At 50.6% G+C, this 21,380-nt stretch carries 37 protein-coding genes; 31 read left to right on the forward strand and 6 right to left on the reverse strand.

The features are described from left to right. Positions 1-6 precede the first annotated feature (6 nt). The 26 genes from rpsS (at position 7) to K5Y32_RS23865 (ending at position 12,143) form a co-directional block, all read left to right on the forward strand. Positions 7-285 (forward strand): 30S ribosomal protein S19, encoded by a 279-nt coding sequence (gene rpsS / locus K5Y32_RS23740; RefSeq protein ID WP_001138115.1) that lies wholly within the window; start codon positions 7-9, stop codon positions 283-285. A gap of 13 nt (positions 286-298) precedes the next feature. Next, a complete protein-coding gene (gene rplV, locus K5Y32_RS23745) occupies positions 299-631 on the forward strand; it encodes a 50S ribosomal protein L22 (RefSeq protein WP_007891659.1) in 333 nt (110 codons plus the stop codon). 17 nt (positions 632-648) lie between these two features. After that, positions 649-1,347: a 30S ribosomal protein S3 gene (rpsC, locus tag K5Y32_RS23750; protein ID WP_007891660.1), complete on the forward strand. Its 699-nt coding sequence runs from the start codon at positions 649-651 to the stop codon at positions 1,345-1,347. Positions 1,348-1,359: 12 nt separating this feature from the next. Further along, positions 1,360-1,770, forward strand: coding sequence for a 50S ribosomal protein L16 (gene rplP, locus K5Y32_RS23755; RefSeq protein ID WP_015962145.1), 411 nt, complete (start codon positions 1,360-1,362; stop codon positions 1,768-1,770). Next, a complete protein-coding gene (rpmC, locus tag K5Y32_RS23760) occupies positions 1,770-1,958 on the forward strand; it encodes a 50S ribosomal protein L29 (RefSeq protein ID WP_007891662.1) in 189 nt (62 codons plus the stop codon). The genes rplP and rpmC overlap by 1 nt, the downstream gene beginning before the upstream one ends. After that, the gene (gene rpsQ / locus K5Y32_RS23765) at positions 1,958-2,212 is read left to right on the forward strand and encodes a 30S ribosomal protein S17 (RefSeq protein ID WP_007891663.1); all 255 of its coding nucleotides are present in this window, start codon (positions 1,958-1,960) and stop codon (positions 2,210-2,212) included. The genes rpmC and rpsQ overlap by 1 nt, the downstream gene beginning before the upstream one ends. Before the next feature lie 169 nt (positions 2,213-2,381). Beyond that, positions 2,382-2,753, forward strand: coding sequence for a 50S ribosomal protein L14 (gene rplN / locus K5Y32_RS23770; RefSeq protein WP_006120590.1), 372 nt, complete (start codon positions 2,382-2,384; stop codon positions 2,751-2,753). 10 nt (positions 2,754-2,763) lie between these two features. Next, positions 2,764-3,078 (forward strand): 50S ribosomal protein L24, encoded by a 315-nt coding sequence (gene rplX / locus K5Y32_RS23775; RefSeq protein ID WP_007891664.1) that lies wholly within the window; start codon positions 2,764-2,766, stop codon positions 3,076-3,078. Positions 3,079-3,092: 14 nt separating this feature from the next. Further along, a complete protein-coding gene (gene rplE / locus K5Y32_RS23780; RefSeq protein WP_007891665.1) occupies positions 3,093-3,632 on the forward strand; it encodes a 50S ribosomal protein L5 in 540 nt (179 codons plus the stop codon). A gap of 14 nt (positions 3,633-3,646) precedes the next feature. After that, a complete protein-coding gene (gene rpsN / locus K5Y32_RS23785) occupies positions 3,647-3,952 on the forward strand; it encodes a 30S ribosomal protein S14 (protein WP_007891666.1) in 306 nt (101 codons plus the stop codon). A 32-nt stretch (positions 3,953-3,984) separates the two neighbouring features. Then, positions 3,985-4,377 (forward strand): 30S ribosomal protein S8, encoded by a 393-nt coding sequence (rpsH, locus tag K5Y32_RS23790; protein WP_007891668.1) that lies wholly within the window; start codon positions 3,985-3,987, stop codon positions 4,375-4,377. 13 nt (positions 4,378-4,390) lie between these two features. Then, the gene (gene rplF / locus K5Y32_RS23795) at positions 4,391-4,924 is read left to right on the forward strand and encodes a 50S ribosomal protein L6 (protein WP_008104735.1); all 534 of its coding nucleotides are present in this window, start codon (positions 4,391-4,393) and stop codon (positions 4,922-4,924) included. A gap of 9 nt (positions 4,925-4,933) precedes the next feature. After that, positions 4,934-5,287: a 50S ribosomal protein L18 gene (gene rplR / locus K5Y32_RS23800; protein ID WP_008104733.1), complete on the forward strand. Its 354-nt coding sequence runs from the start codon at positions 4,934-4,936 to the stop codon at positions 5,285-5,287. A 14-nt stretch (positions 5,288-5,301) separates the two neighbouring features. Continuing rightward, entirely contained in the window at positions 5,302-5,802 is a 501-nt protein-coding gene (gene rpsE, locus K5Y32_RS23805; RefSeq protein ID WP_007891679.1) for a 30S ribosomal protein S5, read from the forward strand. Between the two features lie 5 nt (positions 5,803-5,807). Then, positions 5,808-5,987 (forward strand): 50S ribosomal protein L30, encoded by a 180-nt coding sequence (gene rpmD, locus K5Y32_RS23810; protein ID WP_007891681.1) that lies wholly within the window; start codon positions 5,808-5,810, stop codon positions 5,985-5,987. Between the two features lie 3 nt (positions 5,988-5,990). Continuing rightward, the gene (rplO, locus tag K5Y32_RS23815; RefSeq protein WP_007891684.1) at positions 5,991-6,425 is read left to right on the forward strand and encodes a 50S ribosomal protein L15; all 435 of its coding nucleotides are present in this window, start codon (positions 5,991-5,993) and stop codon (positions 6,423-6,425) included. Between the two features lie 7 nt (positions 6,426-6,432). Continuing rightward, positions 6,433-7,764, forward strand: a complete 1,332-nt coding sequence (gene secY, locus K5Y32_RS23820; protein ID WP_007891686.1) for a preprotein translocase subunit SecY — start codon at positions 6,433-6,435, stop codon at positions 7,762-7,764. Positions 7,765-7,796: 32 nt separating this feature from the next. Beyond that, the gene (rpmJ, locus tag K5Y32_RS23825) at positions 7,797-7,913 is read left to right on the forward strand and encodes a 50S ribosomal protein L36 (RefSeq protein ID WP_004160566.1); all 117 of its coding nucleotides are present in this window, start codon (positions 7,797-7,799) and stop codon (positions 7,911-7,913) included. A gap of 146 nt (positions 7,914-8,059) precedes the next feature. Then, positions 8,060-8,416, forward strand: coding sequence for a 30S ribosomal protein S13 (gene rpsM, locus K5Y32_RS23830; protein WP_034830736.1), 357 nt, complete (start codon positions 8,060-8,062; stop codon positions 8,414-8,416). A gap of 16 nt (positions 8,417-8,432) precedes the next feature. Then, positions 8,433-8,822 carry a 30S ribosomal protein S11 gene (gene rpsK, locus K5Y32_RS23835; RefSeq protein ID WP_004160563.1) on the forward strand — a complete coding sequence of 130 codons (390 nt, stop codon included), beginning with the start codon at positions 8,433-8,435 and terminating at the stop codon, positions 8,820-8,822. Positions 8,823-8,854: 32 nt separating this feature from the next. After that, positions 8,855-9,475, forward strand: a complete 621-nt coding sequence (gene rpsD, locus K5Y32_RS23840) for a 30S ribosomal protein S4 (RefSeq protein ID WP_007891687.1) — start codon at positions 8,855-8,857, stop codon at positions 9,473-9,475. A gap of 25 nt (positions 9,476-9,500) precedes the next feature. Next, complete coding sequence (gene rpoA / locus K5Y32_RS23845; protein WP_007891688.1) at positions 9,501-10,490, forward strand: DNA-directed RNA polymerase subunit alpha; 990 nt, start codon at positions 9,501-9,503, stop codon at positions 10,488-10,490. A 40-nt stretch (positions 10,491-10,530) separates the two neighbouring features. Beyond that, positions 10,531-10,917, forward strand: a complete 387-nt coding sequence (rplQ, locus tag K5Y32_RS23850) for a 50S ribosomal protein L17 (RefSeq protein ID WP_008104728.1) — start codon at positions 10,531-10,533, stop codon at positions 10,915-10,917. A 113-nt stretch (positions 10,918-11,030) separates the two neighbouring features. After that, positions 11,031-11,402, forward strand: coding sequence for a DUF1992 domain-containing protein (locus K5Y32_RS23855; protein WP_222186053.1), 372 nt, complete (start codon positions 11,031-11,033; stop codon positions 11,400-11,402). A 1-nt stretch (position 11,403) separates the two neighbouring features. Beyond that, positions 11,404-11,841, forward strand: a complete 438-nt coding sequence (gene zntR / locus K5Y32_RS23860) for a Zn(2+)-responsive transcriptional regulator (protein ID WP_222186054.1) — start codon at positions 11,404-11,406, stop codon at positions 11,839-11,841. A 50-nt stretch (positions 11,842-11,891) separates the two neighbouring features. After that, entirely contained in the window at positions 11,892-12,143 is a 252-nt protein-coding gene (locus tag K5Y32_RS23865) for an alternative ribosome-rescue factor A (protein ID WP_222186055.1), read from the forward strand. Here the strand turns inward: K5Y32_RS23865 and mscL are convergent. From mscL to def, 5 genes are all read right to left on the reverse strand, one after another. Next, on the reverse strand, positions 12,128-12,541 hold the full coding sequence (mscL, locus tag K5Y32_RS23870; RefSeq protein WP_007891693.1) for a large-conductance mechanosensitive channel protein MscL: 414 nt from the start codon (positions 12,539-12,541) through the stop codon (positions 12,128-12,130). The two genes, K5Y32_RS23865 and mscL, sit on opposite strands and share 16 nt — an antisense overlap. Before the next feature lie 110 nt (positions 12,542-12,651). Continuing rightward, positions 12,652-14,028 (reverse strand): Trk system potassium transporter TrkA, encoded by a 1,377-nt coding sequence (gene trkA, locus K5Y32_RS23875; RefSeq protein ID WP_007891694.1) that lies wholly within the window; start codon positions 14,026-14,028, stop codon positions 12,652-12,654. Between the two features lie 31 nt (positions 14,029-14,059). Then, positions 14,060-15,346, reverse strand: coding sequence for a 16S rRNA (cytosine(967)-C(5))-methyltransferase RsmB (rsmB, locus tag K5Y32_RS23880; RefSeq protein ID WP_222186056.1), 1,287 nt, complete (start codon positions 15,344-15,346; stop codon positions 14,060-14,062). Between the two features lie 45 nt (positions 15,347-15,391). After that, positions 15,392-16,336, reverse strand: a complete 945-nt coding sequence (gene fmt / locus K5Y32_RS23885; protein ID WP_222186057.1) for a methionyl-tRNA formyltransferase — start codon at positions 16,334-16,336, stop codon at positions 15,392-15,394. Between the two features lie 21 nt (positions 16,337-16,357). Continuing rightward, positions 16,358-16,870 (reverse strand): peptide deformylase, encoded by a 513-nt coding sequence (gene def, locus K5Y32_RS23890; protein ID WP_008104717.1) that lies wholly within the window; start codon positions 16,868-16,870, stop codon positions 16,358-16,360. A gap of 115 nt (positions 16,871-16,985) precedes the next feature. Here def and dprA point away from each other — a divergent pair, with 115 nt between their 5' ends. From dprA to aroE, 5 genes are read left to right on the forward strand one after another with little or no spacing between them, the layout of a single operon-like run. Beyond that, complete coding sequence (gene dprA / locus K5Y32_RS23895) at positions 16,986-18,110, forward strand: DNA-protecting protein DprA (protein WP_222186058.1); 1,125 nt, start codon at positions 16,986-16,988, stop codon at positions 18,108-18,110. Continuing rightward, the gene (gene smg / locus K5Y32_RS23900) at positions 18,082-18,555 is read left to right on the forward strand and encodes a DUF494 family protein Smg (RefSeq protein WP_007891699.1); all 474 of its coding nucleotides are present in this window, start codon (positions 18,082-18,084) and stop codon (positions 18,553-18,555) included. The genes dprA and smg overlap by 29 nt, the downstream gene beginning before the upstream one ends. 27 nt (positions 18,556-18,582) lie before the next feature. Beyond that, complete coding sequence (locus tag K5Y32_RS23905) at positions 18,583-19,137, forward strand: type I DNA topoisomerase (RefSeq protein ID WP_192414903.1); 555 nt, start codon at positions 18,583-18,585, stop codon at positions 19,135-19,137. Continuing rightward, the gene (gene tsaC, locus K5Y32_RS23910; protein WP_222186059.1) at positions 19,134-19,709 is read left to right on the forward strand and encodes an L-threonylcarbamoyladenylate synthase type 1 TsaC; all 576 of its coding nucleotides are present in this window, start codon (positions 19,134-19,136) and stop codon (positions 19,707-19,709) included. The genes K5Y32_RS23905 and tsaC overlap by 4 nt, the downstream gene beginning before the upstream one ends. Before the next feature lie 3 nt (positions 19,710-19,712). Then, the gene (gene aroE / locus K5Y32_RS23915; RefSeq protein ID WP_222186060.1) at positions 19,713-20,534 is read left to right on the forward strand and encodes a shikimate dehydrogenase; all 822 of its coding nucleotides are present in this window, start codon (positions 19,713-19,715) and stop codon (positions 20,532-20,534) included. A 9-nt stretch (positions 20,535-20,543) separates the two neighbouring features. Here the strand turns inward: aroE and K5Y32_RS23920 are convergent, their stop codons facing one another. Next, positions 20,544-21,098 (reverse strand): gamma carbonic anhydrase family protein, encoded by a 555-nt coding sequence (locus K5Y32_RS23920; protein ID WP_222186061.1) that lies wholly within the window; start codon positions 21,096-21,098, stop codon positions 20,544-20,546. Between the last annotated feature and the right edge of the window lie 282 nt (positions 21,099-21,380).

Below are 21,380 nucleotides of genomic sequence, written 5' to 3' on the forward strand. Positions count from 1 at the left end.
TAAGCCATGCCACGTTCTCTCAAGAAAGGTCCTTTTATTGACCTGCACTTGCTGAAGAAGGTAGAGAAAGCGGTGGAAAGCGGTGACAAGAAGCCCCTGCGCACTTGGTCCCGTCGTTCAACGATCTTCCCTAACATGATCGGTTTGACCATCGCTGTCCATAATGGTCGTCAGCACGTTCCTGTCTTTGTTTCCGACGAAATGGTCGGCCACAAACTGGGTGAATTTGCACCGACACGTACTTATCGCGGCCATGCTGCAGATAAGAAAGCCAAGAAGAAATAAGTAGGAGGAAGAGATGGAAACTATTGCTCAACATCGCCATGCTCGTTCTTCTGCTCAGAAGGTTCGCCTGGTGGCAGACCTGATTCGCGGTAAGAAAGTGTCGCAGGCTCTGGATATTCTGACCTACACCAACAAGAAAGCTGCTGTGTTGGTTAAGAAAGTCCTGGAATCTGCCATTGCGAACGCCGAACACAACGATGGCGCTGATATCGACGATCTGAAAGTCGCGAAAATCTTCGTAGACGAAGGCCCAAGCATGAAGCGCATTATGCCGCGTGCGAAAGGTCGTGCAGATCGCATCCTGAAGCGCACCAGCCACATTACTGTGGTTGTGTCCGATCGCTGAGACTCTGGAGACTAGCAATGGGTCAGAAAGTACATCCTAATGGTATTCGCCTGGGTATTGTAAAACCATGGAACTCTACCTGGTTTGCGAACACCAAAGAATTCGCTGACAACCTGGACAGCGATTTTAAAGTCCGTCAGTTCCTGACCAAGGAACTGTCTAAAGCGTCTGTATCTCGTATCGTTATCGAGCGTCCGGCTAAGAGCATCCGTGTGACTATTCACACTGCTCGCCCGGGTATCGTTATCGGTAAAAAAGGTGAAGACGTAGAAAAACTGCGTACGGTCGTCGCGAAAATCGCTGGCGTTCCTGCACAGATCAACATCGCCGAAGTCCGTAAGCCGGAACTGGACGCTAAATTGGTTGCTGATAGCATCACTTCACAGCTGGAGCGTCGTGTGATGTTCCGTCGTGCTATGAAGCGTGCTGTACAGAACGCAATGCGTCTGGGCGCGAAGGGTATTAAAGTCGAAGTCAGCGGCCGTTTGGGCGGTGCCGAGATCGCACGTACCGAATGGTACCGTGAAGGTCGCGTACCGTTGCACACACTGCGTGCAGACATTGACTACAACACCTCTGAAGCGCACACCACTTATGGTGTAATCGGCGTTAAGGTATGGATCTTCAAAGGCGAGATCCTGGGTGGTATGGCTGCTGTTGAACAACCGGAACCGGCTGCTCAACCTAAAAAGCAGCAGCGTAAAGGCCGTAAGTAAGGAGAGTCGCTGATGTTACAACCAAAGCGTACGAAATTCCGTAAAGTGCACAAAGGCCGCAACCGTGGTCTGGCGCAAGGTACGGATGTCAGCTTCGGTACTTTCGGTCTGAAAGCTGTTGGCCGTGGTCGTCTGACTGCTCGTCAGATCGAAGCAGCACGTCGTGCTATGACCCGTGCAGTTAAGCGTCAAGGTAAAATTTGGATCCGTGTATTCCCGGACAAACCAATTACCGAGAAGCCGCTGGAAGTGCGTATGGGTAAAGGTAAGGGTAACGTGGAGTATTGGGTTGCCCTCATTCAACCGGGTAAAGTCCTGTATGAAATGGACGGAGTTTCGGAAGAATTGGCCCGTGAAGCCTTCAAGCTGGCAGCAGCAAAACTGCCTATCAAAACCACCTTTGTTACTAAGACGGTGATGTAATGAAAGCAAATGAGCTGCGTGAAAAAAGCGTTGAAGAGCTGAATACTGAGCTACTTAACCTGCTGCGTGAGCAGTTTAACCTGCGCATGCAAGCAGCATCCGGCCAACTTCAGCAAACCCATCTGCTGAAAGAAGTTCGCCGTAATGTTGCACGTGTTAAGACTTTACTGACTGAGAAGGCGGCGTAATGACCGATAAAATCCGTACTCTGCAGGGTCGTGTTATTAGTGACAAAATGCAGAAATCTGCAGTTGTTGCTATCGAACGTGTCGTGAAACACCCGATCTACGGTAAATTCATCAAGCGTACGACTAAGCTGCACATCCATGACGAGAACAATGAATGCGGTATTGGTGACGTGGTTGAAATCCGCGAAACCCGTCCGCTGTCCAAGACTAAGTCTTGGACGCTGGTTCGCGTTGTAGAGAAAGCGGTTCTGTAATAGAATCCGTTTCCTCTAAAAAATAAAACGAACGGCTCGTCTGAGCCGTTCGTTTTTTCTACCCATGTGCGAGAACCGGTGTTATAATGCCGCGCCCTCAATTATGGGGCTTTTTAACGACCTGAGGTTTGGGTCCCGAAGTAGTAGTTGACATTAGCGGAGCACTAAAATGATCCAAGAACAGACTATGCTGAACGTCGCCGACAACTCCGGTGCACGTCGCGTAATGTGTATCAAGGTTCTGGGTGGCTCGCACCGTCGCTACGCAGGCGTCGGCGATATCATCAAAGTGACCATCAAGGAAGCAATTCCTCGTGGCAAGGTGAAAAAAGGTGATGTCCTGAAAGCGGTAGTGGTGCGCACCAGGAAGGGTGTTCGTCGCCCGGACGGTTCTGTCATTCGCTTCGATGGTAATGCATGCGTTATTTTAAACAATAACAGCGAGCAACCTATCGGTACGCGTATTTTTGGGCCGGTAACTCGTGAACTTCGTACTGAAAAGTTCATGAAAATTATCTCTCTGGCACCAGAAGTACTCTAAGGAGCGAGCAATGGCAGCGAAAATCCGTCGTAACGACGAAGTTATCGTGCTTACCGGCAAAGACAAAGGTAAACGCGGTAAAGTAAAGAACGTCCTGACTTCTGGTAAAGTCATCGTTGAAGGTATCAACCTGGTTAAGAAACATCAGAAGCCGGTTCCGGCCCTGAACCAGCCAGGTGGCATCGTTGAAAAAGAAGCGGCTATTCAAGCTTCCAACGTTGCACTCTTCAATGCGGCAACCGGCAAGGCTGACCGTGTAGGCTTTAGATTCGAAGACGGCAAAAAAGTCCGTTTCTTCAAGTCTAATAGCGAAACTATCAAGTAATTTGGAGTAGTACGATGGCGAAACTGCATGATTACTACAAAGACGAAGTAGTCCAGAAACTCATGACAGAGTTCGGCTACAATTCTGTCATGCAAGTCCCTCGGGTCGAGAAGATCACCCTGAACATGGGTGTTGGTGAAGCGATCGCTGACAAGAAACTGCTGGATAACGCAGCAGCTGACCTGGCAGCAATCTCCGGTCAAAAACCGCTGATCACCAAAGCACGCAAATCAGTTGCAGGCTTCAAAATCCGTCAGGGCTATCCGATCGGCTGTAAAGTAACTCTGCGCGGTGAGCGTATGTGGGAGTTCTTTGAGCGTCTGATCACTATTGCTGTACCACGTATTCGTGACTTCCGCGGTTTATCTGCTAAGTCGTTCGACGGTCGTGGTAACTACAGCATGGGCGTTCGTGAGCAGATCATCTTCCCAGAAATCGATTATGACAAAGTCGATCGCGTTCGTGGTTTGGATATTACCATTACCACTACTGCGAAATCTGATGATGAAGGCCGTGCTCTGCTGGCTGCCTTTGAATTCCCATTCCGCAAGTAAGGTAGGGTTACTTAATGGCTAAGCAATCGATGAAAGCACGCGAAGTTAAGCGTGTGAAATTAGCAGACAAGTTCTTCGCCAAGCGCGTTGAACTGAAAGCGATCATTTCTGATGTGAACGCATCCGACGAAGATCGTTGGGATGCCGTTCTCAAGCTGCAGAGTCTGCCGCGTGATTCCAGCCCTTCCCGTCAGCGTAACCGCTGCCGTCAGACAGGTCGTCCGCACGGTTTCTTGCGGAAGTTTGGGTTGAGCCGTATCAAGGTCCGTGAAGCCGCAATGCGCGGTGAAATCCCGGGTCTTAAAAAGGCTAGCTGGTAATTGTCACCATTTGAATCACGGGAGTAACACAGATGAGCATGCAAGATCCGATCGCGGATATGCTGACCCGTATCCGTAACGGTCAGGCCGCGAACAAAGTTGCGGTCTCTATGCCTTCCTCCAAGCTGAAAGTGGCAATTGCCAACGTGCTGAAGGAAGAAGGCTATATTGAAGATTTTAAAATCGAAGGCGATATCAAGTCTGAGCTGGAAGTTACTTTAAAGTATTTCCAGGGCAAGGCTGTGGTAGAGAGCATTCAGCGTGTTAGTCGTCCAGGTCTGCGCATCTATAAGAAAAAAGATGAGCTGCCAAAAGTAATGGCTGGTCTGGGCATCGCTGTAATCTCTACCTCTAAAGGTGTCATGACTGATCGTGCAGCGCGCCAAGCTGGTCTTGGTGGCGAAATTATCTGCTACGTAGCGTAATCGGAGGAATAAAATGTCTCGTGTTGCAAAAGCACCTGTCGTTGTTCCTGCGGGCGTAGAGGTAAAACTCAGCGGTCAGGAAGTTTCGATCAAAGGCAAAAACGGCGAGCTGACTCGTACTATCAACAGTGCTGTAGAAGTTAAGCATGCAGACAACGCCCTGACTTTCGCTCCACGCGAAGGTTATGCGGATGGTTGGGCACAAGCAGGTACTGCTCGTGCGCTGCTGAACGGCATGGTTATCGGTGTTACCGAAGGCTTCACCAAGAAGCTGCAACTGGTTGGTGTTGGTTATCGTGCAGCTGTTAAAGGCAACTCTGTGAGCTTGGCCCTGGGCTTCTCTCACCCTGTTGACCATGCACTGCCGGCCGGCATCACTGCTGAATGTCCAACTCAGACTGAGATCGTGCTGAAAGGCGCGGATAAACAGCTGATTGGTCAGGTTGCAGCTGATCTGCGCGCCTACCGTCGTCCTGAGCCTTATAAAGGCAAGGGTGTTCGTTACGCCGACGAAGTCGTGCGTACCAAAGAGGCTAAGAAGAAGTAAGGTAACACTATGGATAAGAAATCTGCTCGTATCCGTCGTGCGACCCGTGCACGTCGCAAGCTCAAAGAGCTGGGTGCTACTCGCCTGGTGGTACATCGTACCCCGCGTCATATCTACGCACAGGTGATCGCCCCGAACGGTTCCGAAGTTCTGGTTGCTGCTTCTACTGTAGAAAAAGCTATTGCCGAACAACTGAAGTATACCGGTAACAAAGACGCCGCTGCAGCTGTAGGTAAAGCTCTGGCTGAGCGCGCTGTTGAGAAAGGCATTACTAATGTCTCTTTCGACCGTTCCGGGTTCCAATATCATGGTCGTGTCCAGGCACTGGCAGATGCTGCCCGTGAAGCTGGCCTTCAGTTCTAAGGTAGAGGTCTAAGATGTCAAACATCGAGAAACAAGCTGGCGAACTGCAGGAAAAACTGATCGCGGTAAACCGTGTATCTAAAACTGTAAAAGGTGGTCGTATTTTCTCCTTCACCGCACTGACTGTAGTGGGTGATGGTAACGGCCGCGTTGGTTTTGGTTACGGTAAAGCGCGTGAAGTTCCAGCAGCGATCCAGAAAGCGATGGAGAAAGCCCGTCGCAATATGATTAACGTCGCGCTGACTCACGGCACCCTGCAGCACCCTGTTAAAGGTGCTCACACAGGTTCTCGTGTGTTCATGCAGCCAGCTTCTGAAGGTACCGGTATCATCGCCGGCGGTGCAATGCGCGCCGTTTTAGAAGTTGCTGGAGTACATAACGTTCTTGCTAAAGCGTATGGTTCTACCAACCCGATTAACGTGGTTCGTGCAACTATCGATGGCCTGGGCAATATGAATTCTCCGGAAATGGTCGCTGCCAAGCGTGGTAAATCCGTTGAAGAAATTCTGGGGTAATCACGATGGCTAAGACAATTAAAATTACACAAACCCGCAGTTCAATCGGCCGCCTGCCTAAGCACAAAGCGACTCTGGTTGGCTTGGGTCTGCGTCGCATCAATCACACCGTCGAGCGTGAAGATACGCCTGCTGTACGCGGTATGATTAACGCGATTTCCTACATGCTGAAAGTGGAGGAGTAAGAGATGCGTTTAAACACTCTGTCTCCGGCCGAAGGGTCTAAACACGCTTCTAAGCGTCTGGGTCGTGGTATCGGTTCTGGCCTCGGTAAAACTGGTGGTCGTGGTCACAAAGGTCAGAACTCTCGTTCTGGCGGTGGCGTACGTCGCGGTTTCGAGGGTGGTCAGATGCCTCTGTACCGTCGTCTGCCGAAATTTGGTTTCACCTCTCGCAAAGCAATGATCACGACAGAAGTTCGTCTGTCTGATCTGGCGAAAGTTGAAGGCGGTATTGTTGACCTGAATACGCTGAAAGCGGCCAATATTATCGGTGTTCAGATTGAATTCGCGAAAGTGATTCTTTCTGGTGAAGTTTCTGCACCGGTAACGGTTCGCGGTCTGCGTGTCACCAAAGGTGCTCGTGCTGCAATCGAAGCTGCTGGCGGTAAAATCGAGGAATAAGTAGCAGATGGCAAAGCAACCGGGATTAGATTTTCAAAGTGCCAAAGGTGGCTTTGGTGAACTGAAGCGCAGACTGTTGTTTGTAATCGGTGCACTCATTGTCTTCCGAATTGGCTCTTTTATTCCAATCCCCGGTATCGATGCCACTGTACTTGCCAAACTGCTTGAGCAACAGCGTGGCACCATCATTGAAATGTTCAACATGTTCTCTGGTGGTGCTCTCAGTCGTGCCTCAATCTTCGCTCTGGGTATTATGCCGTATATTTCGGCTTCTATTATTATCCAGCTGCTGACGGTGGTTCATCCAGCGTTAGCTGAGATTAAGAAAGAGGGTGAAGCTGGTCGTCGCAAGATTAGCCAGTACACTCGCTACGGCACACTGGTTCTGGCTGTATTCCAGTCGATCGGTATTGCTACCGGTTTACCGAATATGCCTGGAATGCAGGGGCTGGTAATGAATCCAGGCTTTGCATTCTACTTTACCGCTGTTGTAAGTCTGGTTACTGGGACAATGTTCCTGATGTGGCTGGGCGAACAGATTACTGAGCGAGGTATCGGTAACGGTATCTCGATCATTATCTTCGCAGGTATTGTTGCGGGACTCCCGCCGGCCATTGGCCATACCATCGAGCAAGCGCGGCAAGGTGACCTGCACTTCCTTCTGTTGCTGTTGGTTGCAGTTCTAGTATTTGCAGTGACGTTCTTTGTTATTTTCGTCGAGCGTGGCCAGCGCCGCATTGTGGTCAACTACGCTAAACGTCAGCAAGGTCGTCGTGTATATGCTGCACAGAGCACACATTTACCGTTGAAAGTGAATATGGCGGGCGTAATCCCAGCTATTTTTGCTTCCAGCATTATTCTGTTCCCGGCGACCATAGCATCATGGTTCGGGGGCGGTACCGGTTGGAACTGGCTGACAACAATTTCGCTGTATTTGCAACCAGGACAGCCGCTTTATGTGCTACTCTATGCGACTGCAATCATCTTCTTCTGTTTCTTCTACACGGCGTTGGTCTTCAACCCACGTGAAACAGCAGATAACCTGAAGAAGTCTGGTGCATTCGTACCGGGAATTCGTCCGGGAGAGCAAACGGCGAAGTACATCGATAAAGTAATGACACGTCTGACCTTAATCGGCGCACTGTATATTACTTTTATCTGCCTGATCCCGGAGTTCATGCGTGATGCTATGAAAGTTCCATTCTACTTTGGCGGCACATCGCTGCTCATCGTAGTGGTCGTCATCATGGACTTTATGGCTCAAGTGCAAACTCTGATGATGTCGAGTCAGTACGAGTCTGCATTGAAGAAAGCTAACCTGAAGGGCTACGGCCGTTAATTCGGGTGCTTGAGAAGTTACGGAGAGTAAAAATGAAAGTTCGTGCTTCCGTCAAGAAATTATGTCGTAACTGCAAAATCATTCGCCGCGACGGTGTCGTACGTGTGATCTGCAGCGCCGAGCCAAAGCATAAACAGCGCCAAGGCTGATATTGTCACATATTTTTCTTGCAAAGTCGGGTTGAGCTGGCTAGATTAGCCAGCCAATCTTTTGTATGTCGATGCGTTACCATTTGAGTATCCTGAAAACGGGCTTTTCAGCATGGGACGCATTTGTTTAATTATAGGAGTGCATAGTGGCCCGTATAGCAGGCATTAACATTCCTGATCAAAAACATACCGTTATCGCATTAACTTCGATTTTCGGTATCGGTAAAACTCGTTCTAAAGCCATCTGCGCTTCAACGGGTATTGCTGAAAATGTTAAGATCAGAGAGCTGTCTGAAGAACAAATTGAACAGCTGCGTGAAGCAGTTGGTAAATTCGTTGTTGAAGGTGATCTGCGCCGTGAAATCACCCTGAGCATCAAGCGTCTGATGGACCTTGGTTGCTATCGTGGTTTACGCCATCGTCGTGGTCTGCCAGTTCGCGGTCAGCGTACTAAGACCAATGCACGTACCCGTAAGGGTCCGCGTAAACCGATCAAGAAATAATCGGGGTGAGTAAATAATGGCAAAGGCACCAGTTCGTGCACGCAAGCGTGTAAGAAAACAAGTCTCAGATGGCGTGGCTCATGTCCATGCATCTTTTAACAACACCATCGTTACAATTACTGATCGTCAGGGTAACGCACTGGGTTGGGCAACCGCCGGTGGTTCCGGTTTCCGCGGTTCACGTAAATCTACTCCGTTTGCTGCTCAGGTAGCTGCAGAGCGCTGTGCAGAAGCAGTGAAAGATTACGGTATTAAGAATCTGGAAGTTATGGTTAAGGGTCCGGGTCCAGGACGCGAATCAACAATTCGTGCTCTGAACGCTGCTGGTTTCCGCATCACTAATATTACTGATGTGACTCCAATCCCTCACAACGGTTGTCGTCCGCCGAAAAAACGTCGCGTTTAATCGCCCGTTTTTAGGTTAGTTGGAGAAAGAAAATGGCAAGATATTTGGGTCCTAAGCTCAAGCTGAGCCGTCGTGAGGGTACCGACTTATTCCTTAAGTCTGGCGTTCGCGCGATCGATACCAAGTGCAAAATTGAACAACCACCTGGTCAGCATGGTGCGCGTAAACCGCGTCTGTCTGACTACGGCGGCCAGTTGCGTGAAAAGCAGAAAGTTCGTCGTATGTACGGCGTGCTGGAGCGTCAGTTCCGCAACTACTATAAAGAAGCAGCACGTCTGAAAGGCAACACAGGTGAAAACCTGCTGGCCCTGCTGGAAGGCCGTCTGGATAACGTTGTTTACCGTATGGGCTTTGGCGCCACTCGTGCAGAAGCACGTCAGCTGGTTAGCCATAAATCTATCCTGGTGAACGGTCGCGTTGTTAACATCGCTTCTTATCAGGTATCTCCGAATGATGTCGTAAGCATCCGTGAGAAAGCCAAACAGCAATCTCGCGTGAAGGCCGCTCTGGAGCTGGCTGAGCAGCGTGAAAAGCCAACCTGGCTGGAAGTTGATGCTACTAAGATGGAAGGTGTGTTCAAGCGTATTCCTGAACGTACTGATCTGTCTGCGGACATTAACGAACACCTGATCGTCGAGCTTTACTCTAAGTAAAGCTTAGTACCAAAGAGAGGACACAATGCAGGGTTCTGTGACAGAGTTTCTAAAACCGCGCCTGGTAGATATCGAGCAAGTGAGTTCGACGCACGCCAAGGTGACCCTTGAGCCGTTAGAGCGTGGCTTTGGCCATACTCTTGGCAACGCACTGCGCCGTATTCTGCTTTCTTCCATGCCGGGTTGCGCGGTGACCGAGGTTGAGATTGATGGTGTGCTTCATGAGTACTCCACCAAAGAGGGCGTACAGGAAGATATCCTGGAAATCCTGCTTAACCTGAAAGGGTTGGCGGTAAGAGTTCAAGGTAAAGATGAAGTCATCCTTACTCTGAATAAATCTGGCATTGGCCCTGTGACTGCAGCCGACATCACCCACGACGGTGATGTTGAAATCGTCAAGCCGCAGCATGTGATCTGCCACCTGACCGATGAAAACGCATCTATTAGCATGCGTATCAAAGTTCAGCGTGGTCGTGGTTATGTGCCGGCTTCTGCCCGAATTCATTCGGAAGAAGATGAGCGCCCAATCGGCCGTCTGTTGGTTGACGCTTGCTACAGCCCTGTAGACCGTATTGCCTACAATGTTGAAGCAGCGCGTGTAGAACAGCGTACCGACCTGGACAAGCTGGTCATCGAAATGGAAACCAACGGCACAATCGATCCTGAAGAGGCGATTCGTCGTGCGGCAACCATCCTGGCAGAACAACTGGAAGCTTTCGTTGACTTACGTGATGTACGTCAGCCGGAAGTAAAAGAAGAGAAACCAGAATTCGATCCGATCCTGCTGCGCCCTGTTGACGATCTGGAATTGACTGTCCGCTCTGCTAACTGCCTCAAGGCAGAAGCTATCCACTACATCGGTGATCTGGTACAGCGTACCGAGGTTGAGCTGCTTAAAACGCCTAACCTGGGTAAAAAATCTCTTACCGAGATTAAAGATGTGCTTGCTTCACGTGGTTTGTCTCTGGGCATGCGCCTGGAAAACTGGCCACCAGCAAGCATTGCTGATGAATAACCCGATCACAGGTTAAGGTTTCACTGAGAAGGATAAGGTCATGCGCCATCGTAAGAGTGGTCGTCAACTGAACCGCAACAGCAGCCATCGTCAGGCTATGTTCCGCAACATGGCTGGTTCTCTGGTTCGTCATGAGATCATTAAGACGACTCTGCCGAAAGCCAAAGAGCTGCGCCGCGTAGTTGAGCCGCTGATTACTCTTGCCAAGACCGACAGCGTAGCTAATCGTCGTCTGGCATTCGCCCGCACTCGTGATAACGAGATCGTGGCAAAACTGTTTAACGAGCTGGGCCCGCGTTTCGCGAGCCGTGCCGGTGGTTACACTCGCATTTTGAAGTGTGGCTTCCGTGCTGGTGACAACGCTCCGATGGCTTACATCGAGCTGGTTGATCGTCCAGAAGCTCAAGCAGAAGCTACTGCAGAGTAATTTGCAGTATCGTAAAAAACCCGCTTCGGCGGGTTTTTTATTGTCCGTAATTCCTTTCCATTTACTCCCCTTTCGCTATGCTGATGGCTGATACACCTATCAGGAACTCCCTTATGTGGCTAATTGATCAACTTGTAGAGCAACACATACGTGAAGCTCAGGAAAAGGGCGAGCTGAGTAATTTGCCCGGCGAAGGTGCACCTTTACAGCTAGATGATGACAGCGGAGTGCCAGTTGAACTGCGCACGGCATATCGGCTGTTGAAAAATTCTGGTTACTTACCTCCGGAACTTGAAATGCGTCGAGAAGCATTGGCGGTAAACGATCTGCTACGCGAACTGGATCCTGACGATGGCAAGGCGCGAGAACTGTCGAAACGCTTAGCTTTGCTAGAAATAAAACTCCAGCAAGCCGGAATCAGTCCCGAATTTTTGCGCGGCGAGTATAGCGATAACATCCATCATCATTTGCAGCGGGAGAAATAGCATGTATCGGATTGGCCAGCTGGCAAAAATGGCGGATGTGACGCCAGACACCATCCGCTTTTATGAAAAACAGCAGATGATGAATCATGAGGTACGCACTGAGGGCGGTTTTCGTCTTTATAGCGACGATGATTTACAGCGGCTGCGTTTTATTCGTTATGGTCGCCAACTCGGCTTTAGCTTAGAGTCAATCCGTGGTTTATTGTCGATCCGCATCGATCCTGAACATCATACTTGCCAGGAATCCAAAGCCATTGTGGCGAAAAGATTGGATGAAGTGAATGGCATGATTGCCGAACTACAGACGATTCAACGTTCATTGCATCGTTTAGCTGAAACCTGCTGCGGCGACATACATAGCAGCACTTGCTGTTCAATACTTGAAGCTCTGGAGAGAGGTGAGGAGCCGCAGCCTGAAATTTGTTGTAGTAAGGATTGAATTTTGCGCTGGAAGGAATATAGTTGCGCCGTAAATAACCGGAGGACGAGATGACTCGCTATCAGCACCAAAAAGGTAAAATCAACGATAATGCACTGGAAGCATTATTACATGATCCACTGTTTAGGCAGCGCATTGAGAAGAATCAGAAAGGAAAGGGCAGCTATCAACGTAAAGACAAACATGGCAAAGGACGTAACTGGGAGGCCTGTGATAAGCAGAAAAGTTTATCACAGGCCTTCTTCTTTAAAGATAAAAAAGCCGCCTTACTTGGACGGCTTTTTTATTATAATTTATCGTGATTTTGTTGTTTTAACAGGTCACGGATTTCAGTGAGCAGTAACTCTTCATTCGTCGGCTTAGGTGCCGCTTTCTCAACTTCTTTTTTCTGATACAGCTTGTTCATTACTTTAATTGCCAGGAATATCGCGAAGGCAACAATAACGAAATCGAACACGGTCTGAATAAAGTTACCGTACTCCATTACCACAGCAGGAATATCACCTTCTGCCGGTTTTAATATCCATTTAAACTGTTTGAAATCGACGCCACCAATCAGCAAGCCAAGTGGCGGCATGATGATATTGGCGACCAGTGAAGAAACAATCTTACCAAAAGCGGCACCGATGATGACACCTACCGCCAGATCAACCACGTTCCCGCGCATTGCAAAATCACGAAACTCTTTGAATAAACTCATTGTTATCTCCTTGCCTTGGCCAATGGCTAAAGTCTAACAAACCTTTGTGCAATTGCCATTAGAACAATGGATTAAGCGAAATTTTCACGGCGGGCTTTCGCCCGCAGCTTTTACAGGAAGAATGGACTTGGCTGGAACAGGCGCTCAACATCGGGCACAAACTTCTTATCCGTCAGGAACATAATTACGTGATCGCCCTGTTCGACGCGCACGTTATCATTGGCGATGATCACCTCATCACCGCGCACCACAGCACCGATAATGGTTCCCGGCGGCAACTTAATATCTTCTATCAAACGCCCAACCACGCGTGAGGTGGTTTCATCGCCGTGTGCGATCGCTTCGATTGCTTCTGCAATACCGCGACGCAGTGAGGACACGCCCACGATATCGGCTTTACGTACGTGACTTAGCAGCGCCGAGATCGTGGCTTGTTGCGGCGAGATCGCAATGTCGATCACGCTACCTTGAACAAGATCGACGTAGGCGCGGCGCTGGATCAGCACCATTACTTTTTTCGCACCCATTTTCTTAGCCAGCATGGCCGACATAATATTGGCTTCATCGTCGTTAGTGACCGCGATGAAGAGATCCACCTGATCGACATGCTCTTCGGCCAGCAATTCCTGATCCGAGGCATCACCGTAAAACACGATAGTATCGTGCAAACGTTCTGCCAGTTCTGCCGCGCGTTGTTGATTACGTTCAATCAACTTCACGCTGTACTGTTTTTCCAGGCGCTGCGCCAATCCAAAGCCGATATTGCCGCCGCCAACTAACATGATGCGCTTATACGGTTTTTCCAGACGCTGCATTTCACTCATCACCGCGCGGATGTGTTGGCTCGCGGCAATAAAGAACACTTCATCGCCGGCTTCCACAATCGTAGAACCCTGGGGACGAATGGGGCGATCCTGACGAAAAATCGCCGCGACTCGCGTATCAATATGCGGCATATGTTCACGCATGATCGACAAAGGATTCCCGACCAGCGGTCCGCCATAATAGGCTTTAACCACTGCGAGGCTCACTTTGCCTTCGGCAAAATTCACTACCTGAAGTGCGCCAGGATACTGAATCAGGCGGTAGATATTGTCGATCACCAACTGCTCAGGGGAGATCAGATGATCAATTGGTACGGCTTCAGGTACAAACAGCTTCTCAGCATCGCGTAAGTATTCAGCGGCGCGAATACGCGCGATACGATTGGGCGTATTAAAAAGGGAATACGCAATTTGACAAGCCACCATGTTGGTTTCATCGGAGTTGGTTACCGCCACCAACATATCCGCATCTTCAGCACCGGCTTCACGCAAAATACGCGGATGTGATCCGTGACCATGCACGACGCGCAGATCAAATTTGTCCTGCAATACGCGTAAACGCGTCGCATCGCTATCGACGACGGTGATATCGTTATTTTCCCCGACCAGATTTTCTGCCAGGGTTCCGCCGACCTGGCCGGCGCCGAGGATAATGATTTTCATGGCTTAGATGCTCTTGTCAGTATGCGCAGCACTATTTTTTCATCAGCTTAGCGTAGAAGAAGCCGTCGCCGCCATCGATGGTCGGGAAAACCTGCCAGCCATTGGCTTGGCCCTGCGGCAACGTCTCGGCCACGGCGTCGCTATGCGCTGCCAAAAAGGCACTGATTTGATTGTGGTTCTCTTCCGGCAATACTGAGCAGGTGGCATAAATCATCGTGCCGCCAGATTTCAAACGCGGCCATACGGCCTCAAGAATTTCACGCTGCAGATTCGCCAGCTCAGGAATATCACGATCGCGACGCAGCCACTTGATGTCTGGATGGCGGCGAATAACGCCCGTGGCAGAGCAGGGTGCATCGAGCAGAATACGATCGAACTGCATATCGCCACACCATTCTGCCGGTGTACGACCATCGCCCTGACGCACTTCAGCCTGCATGCCCAGGCGCTGTAAGTTCTCATGCACACGGAGCAGGCGTTGCGGGTCAACATCGACGGCTAAGACTTTGGCATGCGGGGCGATTTCGAGGATATGTGTGGTTTTACCACCCGGAGCAGCACAGAGATCGAGAATATTTTCCCCATTTTTGGGCTCAAGCAGCAGTGCGCAACGTTGTGCAGAAAGATCCTGCACCGTCACCCAACCTTGATCGAAACCCGGCAGCTGGCTGACTGGAGCGGGTGATTCCAGTCGCAATGCATCTTGTGCATCGCCAGGAAAAGCAACTTTCTCTTCTGCCTGCAATAGCGCCAGCCAGGCGTCGCGACTGTAATGCTGGCGATTGACGCGCAGCCACATCGGCGGTCGCTGATTGTTAGCTTCAACAATCTGTTGCCACTGTTCTGGCCATGCCGCTTGCAGACGTTTCAGCAACCAGCCTGGATGCCAGTAACGTTGCGAGCCCTGATCGACTTCGGCTAACAGCGCTTCTTGCTGGCGCAGGAACTGGCGCAACACGCCATTTAACAGGCCTTTTAAAGCCGTGCGCTTCAGCACTTCAGCACCCGCCACGGTTTCTGCCAGTGCCGCATGGGCCGGCACGCGGGTATATAACAGCTGATAGAGACCAACCATCAACAGATAATGCAACACTCGCTGCTTACCGGTTAAGGTGCGCTCCATCAGTTTGCCGATTAAGGCTTCCAGCTGCGGCAGCGTGCGCATCACGCCAAAACAGAGTTCTTGCAGCAGCGCGCCATCTTTATCGGATAGGTTCTTTTGCGCGCCCGGTAAAATGGCACTTAGCGATTCACCTTTGTCCACAACGCGTTCAATGAGTTGCGCGGCCAGGCTGCGCAAGTTGGTAGCTTTTTTCATGTTATTTCATCAAACAAAAAGCCCGGTCAAACCGGGCTTGGAGGATCAGGCCAGAACGGTTCCAGGTACGAACCATTCGCGGCGCGAATTGAGCAGGTCCTGAGCGGACATGGCTTTTTTACCGGCAGGTTGCAGCGATACCAGATTCAGCACACCATCGGCCGTTGCGATCTGAATGCCTTGTTTATCAGCATGGACGATTTCACCGGGTTGCTTGTTCTGATGCGGCAAAACCGTTGCCTGCCAGACTTTTACCGGTTGCTCTTCAATCATGAAATAGCTCATTGGCCATGGATTGAAGGCACGAATACAACGTTCCAACTGCGCTGCTGAAAGTGACCAATCGAGATGCGCTTCTTCTTTACTCAGTTTCTCGGCATAAGAGACCAGCGCTTCATCCTGAACTTCTGGCCTGGCATTACCGCTTGCCAGCAGATCCAGCGTTAACAGCATGCCTTGCGGGCCGAGTTGCGCCAGCTTCTCATACAGCGACGCGCTGGTGTCTTCAGCCGTAATCGGGCAGGAGAGTTTATGCAGCATATCGCCGGTATCGAGGCCAACATCCATCTGCATAATGGTGACACCGGTTTCGGTATCGCCGGCCCACAGAGAGCGCTGGATGGGTGCAGCGCCGCGCCAGCGTGGCAGCAGCGAACCATGCACATTGATGCAACCCAGGCGCGGCATCGCCAGCACGGCTTTCGGCAGGATCAAGCCATAAGCGACCACCACCATGATATCGGCCTGCAGATCGGCAACCAGGTGCTGGTTCTCTTCAGGCTTCAGGGATTTCGGCTGAAATACGGGAACATCGTGCGCCTGTGCCAGGACTTTGACCGGGCTTGACGTAAGCTTATTACCGCGTCCGGCTGGACGATCGGGCTGGGTAAAGACGCCAACAACCTGATGCTCAGAAGTAAGCAGCGCGTCTAAATGACGCGCTGCAAAGTCAGGTGTACCGGCAAAGATAATTTTGAGCGGAGCAGACACAGTTTAACCTTCTATTAGCACTTAATCTTCGCGTGCGTTTAGGCGGGCCAATTTTTCCAGTTTCTGTTTGATACGCTGACGTTTCAGTGGCGACAGATAATCAATGAAAAGTTTGCCATCAAGATGATCGATTTCATGCTGGATGCAAATCGCCAGCAGACCGTCGGTTTCCAGCTCAAAGCTTTTGCCGTCACGATCCTGCGCACGCACCTTGACCCACTCTGCGCGCGGCACAAAAGCACGTTGCTCAGGAATAGAAAGGCAGCCTTCTTCAATACCGGTTTCACCGCTTTTTTCCAGCAGTTCCGGATTAATCAGCACCAAACGCTCGTCACGGTTTTCAGAAACATCAATAACAATGATGCGCTGATGAATATCGACTTGGGTCGCCGCTAAGCCAATACCTTCTTCGGCGTACATGGTTTCAAACATGTCGTCGACAATACGCTGCACGTCTGCGTTTACGGTTGCCACCGGCGCAGCGATTTTGCGAAGGCGATCATCAGGGAAATGTAATACCTGCAAAACTGACATAAATATCCAGATCTGTATGCGTTGAAGAAAAGATTACTGCCTCATATTGTAGACTTTTTGATGTCTGATTGACAGCATTGCACCGCATGATAGCGCGGCTGACAGGGAGTGCAGCATGGAGAGAATTGAATGGATGCTCAGGCTGGCAAATGTAAAAGGCTTAAGCTCTGGAGTTGTCAGACATTTAGCGGAGGCATTGCAGGATGATGCTCAGGTTGATGACGATCTTTTACTGGATCAGGGATTAAACGAAACCCAGCGACAACAGTTTAAAGAGCTTTGTCCACGCCAGTTAGCACGAACACATCTATGGCTGGAGGATGAACAGCATCATGTAGTTACCTGTATCGACGAACATTATCCCTCGGCGTTAGCGGAAATCAGTCGACGTCCCTCATTGCTGTATGTCGCGGGAAATATGGACATCTTGCAGATGCCCCAACTCGGTGTCGTGGGCAGCCGTCACTGCACGCATTATGGTAAGCAATGGGGAAGCTGGTTTACGCAGCAATTAGCGCTAAGTGGATTGACCATCACCAGCGGCCTTGCGCGCGGAATCGATGGCGTGGCGCATCGGGCCGCGTTAGAAGTGCAGGGCAAAACCGTTGCAGTATTAGGCAGCGGCCTGCAGCATATCTACCCTAAAAGTCATCAAGCGTTAGCACGTGAGATCATCGCTGGCGGTGGCGCACTGATCTCGGAATTCCCCCTTGATACGGCACCGCATGCGGTTAACTTTCCGCGGCGTAATCGCATCATTAGTGGTTTAAGTCTTGGCGTACTGGTGGTTGAAGCCACGTTGAAAAGCGGTTCGCTGGTGACCGCACGGTACGCTTTGGAACAGAATCGTAACGTTTATGCATTACCCGGCGCGCTAGGCAATCCGGGCAGTGAAGGAACGCACTGGCTTATCCAGCAAGGCGCGCTGCTGGTGGCGCATCCTAACAATATCCTTGAAGATTTACATTCAACGCTGCAATGGTTGCCTGATAGCAGTTCAGAAACAATATATTCACAACACAGTGACGATGTGCCATTGCCATTTGCAACTGTGTTGGCTAACGTAGGTGATGAGGTTACACCTGTTGACGTCGTCGCTGAACGTGCCGGCCAACCTGTGCCAGTTATCGCAGCTCACCTGCTGGAGCTGGAGTTAGCAGGATGGATCGCAGCTGTACCCGGCGGCTATGTCCGATTGAGGAGGGCATGCCATGTTCGACGTACTTATGTACTTGTTTGAGACGTATATCCACAACGAAGCTGAAATGCGCGTTGATCAGGATAAATTGACCGATGATTTAACCGATGCCGGTTTTCATCGTGAAGATATCTACAATGCGTTGAATTGGCTTGAGCGGTTAGCGGATTATCAGGAAGGCTTGGTTGCGCCAGTACTCATGGCAAACGATCCGCTCTCAATGCGAATCTATACCGAAGAGGAAAACCAGCGTTTAGATGCAGAATGTCGCGGTTTTATTTTGTTCCTGGAACAGGTCCAGGTGCTGAATATGGAAACGCGCGAGATGGTCATCGAACGCGTAATGGCCCTTGATACCCTCGAATTCGATCTTGAAGATCTCAAATGGGTGGTGTTGATGGTGCTTTTTAACATCCCAGGATGTGAAAACGCCTATCAGCAAATGGAAGAACTGTTATTCGACGTCAATGAAGGTATGCTGCATTAATATTTTGCGATTGATGCAACCGGTAATATGAGTAAATCAGCACTATTTTCCGTGCCTAAACACGATCTCTGCCCCGCTTGCGGGGCAGAATTAGTCATACGTTCCGGCAAACACGGCCCTTTTCTGGGGTGTGTAAATTATCCAACCTGCGATTACATTCGCCCGCTGAAAAGTCAGGGAGATGGACACGTCGTTAAAGTGCTGGAAGGCCATGCATGCCCCCAGTGTGGCGCAGACAAAGTTCTGCGTCAGGGGCGATTTGGCATGTTCGTGGGTTGCAGTCACTACCCGGAATGTGATTACACCGAAACCATCGACAAGCCTGATGAAACAGCTATCGCCTGTCCGCAATGTCAGAGCGGTAAACTGGTACAGCGGCGCTCACGCTATGGCAAAACCTTCTACTCTTGCGATCGCTATCCAGATTGCCAGTTTGTCCTTAACGCAGCGCCGGTTGAAGGCGTTTGCCCGCATTGCCAGTTCCCTTTATTAATAGAGAAGAAAACCGCACAAGGCATGAAGCGCTTCTGCGCCAGCAAACGCTGCGGTAAGCCCATTGTCCAGGACGCATCATCATCATGAAGCCAAGCCAGTATTCAGCGGGTAGTCTCGATTTTTGCATTGAGAGGCTACAGCAACAGGAAGTTATCGCCTATCCAACCGAAGCCGTATTTGGATTGGGCTGCGATCCCGACAGCGAGGATGCCGTAATGGCACTTTTGGCGCTCAAGCAGCGTCCAGTCGAGAAGGGACTCATTTTGATTGCAGCCGATTACGCGCAGCTGGAACCTTATATCGCCGACCGTGAACTCTCTGTGCTGCAGCGCGAGCGTATGTTTGCCAGTTGGCCTGGCCCGGTAACCTATGTAGTGCCAGCTTCGCCACATACGCCGCGTTGGTTAACGGGGCGTTTTGACTCACTGGCCATTCGCGTTAGCGATCATCCGGACGTACAGGCTTTGTGTCGCGGTTTTGGTAAACCTCTGGTTTCGACCAGCGCCAATCTTTCCGGCGAACCGCCTTGTCGTAATGCGGAAGAGGTTGCTAAGCAATTTGGTCCGCAGTTCCCGGTCTTACATGCTGAAACGGGTGGGCGACTGAATCCTTCTGAAATCCGCGACGTTATTAGCGGTGAACTTATTCGTCAGGGCTAACGCATGGAAAATTTTGCCGTATTTGGTCACCCGATTGCGCATAGCAAATCTCCTTTCATTCATAGCTTGTTCGCTGAGCAAACCGGCATTGAGCATCAATATGGCAAGGAGTGCGCGCCACTTGAGGGTTTTCCTCAGTCGATCGCCGATTTTTTTGCGCATGGCGGCAAAGGTGCCAATGTCACGCTGCCTTTTAAACAGCAGGCATGGGAATTTGCCGATGAGCTTAGCGAACGTGCGGCATTGTCCGGTGCGGTTAATACGTTAAAGAAAGATGCGCAGGGTAAGATCTTCGGCGACAACACCGATGGCATCGGCTTGCTCAGCGATCTGGAACGACTGCAGATGATCCATCCAGGTGATCGAGTTCTGCTGGTGGGCGCCGGTGGTGCTGCGCGTGGCGTGATCCTGCCACTGCTTTCATTCGGATGTTCGCTGGTGGTGGTGAATCGCACCTTGGCACGCGCCGAGCAGCTGGCAGAGATTTTCCAGCATAGCGGGGATATCAAAGCGGCCGGCTTTGAGCAATTAGCGGATCAGCAATTTGATCTGATCATTAATGCGACCTCGAGCGGTGTTGATGGCAAAGTTCCGGCGTTAGGCACATCGCTAATTAATGCGCAAACGCGATGCTACGACATGTTTTATCAACAAGGTTTGACGCCATTTTTACTGTGGTGCCAGCAGCAGGGCGCGCAGCAGCTGGCGGATGGCGTTGGTATGTTAGTGGGTCAAGCCGCTCACTCTTTCCATTTATGGCATGGCGTGATGCCAGAGATCACGCCAGTGATTGCCAAACTAAAGCAGTCGATGCAGCAGAGGTAAGACTGGCGATCAGGAATGAGATTGGCTTTCCTGAACGAGATATTCATTCTTCCAACCGACATAGTTGTTGGATGAATAAAGCAGCCCGGCGATTTCCGCTTCACTGAGTGGGCGGACCTGCTTCACCGGGCTGCCTAAATACAGGTAGCCGCTCTCCAGTCGTTTACCTGGCGGTACCAAACTGCCAGCGCCAATCATCACATCATCTTCAACGATCACGCCGTCCAGCAGAATGGATCCCATACCAACCAGTACGCGATTGCCGATAGTACAGCCGTGCAGCATCGCTTTATGCCCTACCGTGACATCTTCGCCAACAATCAGCGGATAACCTTCCGGATTGCTGGTGGACTTGTGAGTGACGTGCAGTACGCTGCCATCCTGAATATTGCTTCTTTTACCTATCACCACTTTATTGACGTCACCGCGAATCGCAACCAGCGGCCAGACACTTACGTCATCGGCAAGTTGTACTTCACCCACCACCACGCTGCTGCTATCGATCATCACGCGATCGCCTTGTTGCGGAAAATGGTTCTTATAAGGTCGTAGGGCTGTAGACATGATCTTCTCCTTTACGTTTTTACCCAAGCCTGCGGCTTAAAAGGCGGATAAACAAGATGATTTTTGAGCGGATCGCTCGCGATCGCAGCGAAAAGAGTGAAAACTCGCCAGTCGATTAAAAAGATCGAAAAAAGGGGTTGTGCAAAAAATTCGGATCCCTATAATGCGCCACCACTGAGACGGCAAAGCGGCAACGCAGACGGCTCAGCTGGGAGTGAAGAAATTCATCCCGCCGGATGAAAGCGCTGAAAAAAGTGTTTGACTCCGAAGGAGAGTAGCGTA

The sequence above is a fragment of the Pantoea sp. DY-15 genome (genome assembly GCF_019795935.1).
Lineage (GTDB): Bacteria > Pseudomonadota > Gammaproteobacteria > Enterobacterales > Enterobacteriaceae > Pantoea > Pantoea leporis.